Origin of the sequence: Actinomadura sp. KC216, from assembly GCF_004348535.1 — a bacterium.
Lineage (GTDB): Bacteria > Actinomycetota > Actinomycetes > Streptosporangiales > Streptosporangiaceae > Spirillospora.
Genome location: NZ_SMJX01000663.1, coordinates 1 through 657 on the forward strand (window position 1 = coordinate 1; position 657 = coordinate 657).

Below are 657 nucleotides of genomic sequence, written 5' to 3' on the forward strand. Positions count from 1 at the left end.
GACCAGAACCTGCCCAAGCTGGTGCGTGAGGGCGCGCACATCCGCGCGTCCCTGGTGGTCGGCACCGAAGCCCAGGCCAAGATGGCGCTGGGGGAGAGGGCCGTCAACGCCGGCGCCGCCCCGCACGCCCTGCGCCAGGGCCTGGACAAGGGGACCCTGGTGGTCACCGGCGACGGTGTCCCGGTCCCGGCCGGGCAGTCATCGGTCACCGTCCGCACCCACTTCATCTCCGGCGAGGACGCCAACCAGATCGCCGAACGCGCCCGCAAACTCCGCGGCCCCATCACCACCAACGGCGCCGCGCAGGCCGCTCCCGTCCGGGACTTCCTGGCCGACTTGGACCAGGTGATCCGCGGCGCCAAACGCGAACGCACCGAGATCATCCGCCAGCGCCTCGCCGAACTCGACCCCGCGGCCTACGAGGGATGGTCCGCCCAGGACCTGGCCGCCCGGCTCGCCGAACACGGCATCACCATCACCAAGTACGCCGGCAACAAAGTCGTCCGCGCCGACCACATCCACCGCGACACCGGCGACTGAAAACCGCTGGGGACCCGGCCCCGTCGGCAGGGAGGAATCCCCAACCGGGTCCCCACGCCCCGTCCCCACCATCGACCTGCGCAAACGCCGGTCCGGGGACTTTGGGGACCACCCCTG

1 protein-coding gene is annotated in these 657 nt (G+C 71.8%); it reads left to right on the plus strand.

All coding sequences use genetic code 11. From position 1 onward, the window contains the following. A partial coding sequence (locus tag E1264_RS44395) for a hypothetical protein (protein WP_207937058.1) occupies nt 1-540 on the plus strand: 540 nt, incomplete at its 5' end. Nucleotides 541-657 lie beyond the last annotated feature (117 nt).